General features: G+C 45.6%; 2 protein-coding genes. Both read left to right on the forward strand.

Annotated elements, in window-relative coordinates; all coding sequences use genetic code 11:
* The coding region (pilM, locus tag A3739_RS00770) for a type IV pilus assembly protein PilM (RefSeq protein ID WP_156502216.1) at window positions 1-611 on the forward strand (611 nt) is incomplete at its 5' end.
* A partial coding sequence (locus A3739_RS00775; protein ID WP_369821069.1) for a PilN domain-containing protein occupies window positions 611-850 on the forward strand: 240 nt, incomplete at its 3' end. The genes pilM and A3739_RS00775, both read left to right, overlap by 1 nt.

Raw genomic sequence — 850 nt, forward strand, 5'->3', positions numbered from 1 at the left:
AATTACGTGAAGATGCCCTCGAAATTGGTGGGCTTATCAGTCGAGTCGTTGATATTGAAGCGCATGCAGTTGAGCGTGCCTTCGGTCTTATCGCTTCCCAAATGGAAGATTCTCCAGAAGAGCAAACTGTGGCAGTTGTTGATGTTGGTTCAACCATGACAACGCTAAGTGTGCTCGCCGAAAATACTACCGTTTATACCCGTGAACAATTGTTTGGTGGACGTCAGCTGACGGAAGAAATTCAGCGTCGTTACGGTTTGTCGTATGAAGAAGCTGGCCTGACGAAAAAGCAAGGCGGTTTGCCGGATGACTACGAACGTGAGGTGCTTGAGCCGTTCAAAGAAGCTGTTGTTCAACAAGTGGCTCGCTCTTTGCAATTCTTCTTTGGGTCTAGTCAATACAACGAAGTTGATTATGTAGTACTTGCTGGCGGTGTTGCTTCCGTTCCAGATCTTGCTGAAATGATTCAAGAGAAGGTTGGGATCAAGACAGTCGTAGCAAATCCATTTTCAGATATGACGTTGAACTCAAAAGTAAATGCCTCAGCTCTGAGTAATGATGCGCCGGCATTAATGATTGCTTGCGGTTTAGCGATGAGGAGTTTTGACTGATGCCAAGTATTAACCTACGTCCGTGGCGCGAAGAACTCCGAGCCAAACGACAAAAAGAATTTATCGCAATGCTTGTTGCTGTGGCTGTTGCAGCTGGTGGCCTTTTCTTTCTTTGGAATACGCAAGTTAGTGGCATGATTGCAGAGCAAAAAGCACGCAATTCCTACATCAAAACATCGATGGCTGTGCTTGATAAGAAGACCAAAGAAATTGCGGAACTTAAGGAGAAACGTGAGCAG

Source organism: Oleiphilus sp. HI0067 (assembly GCF_001635735.1).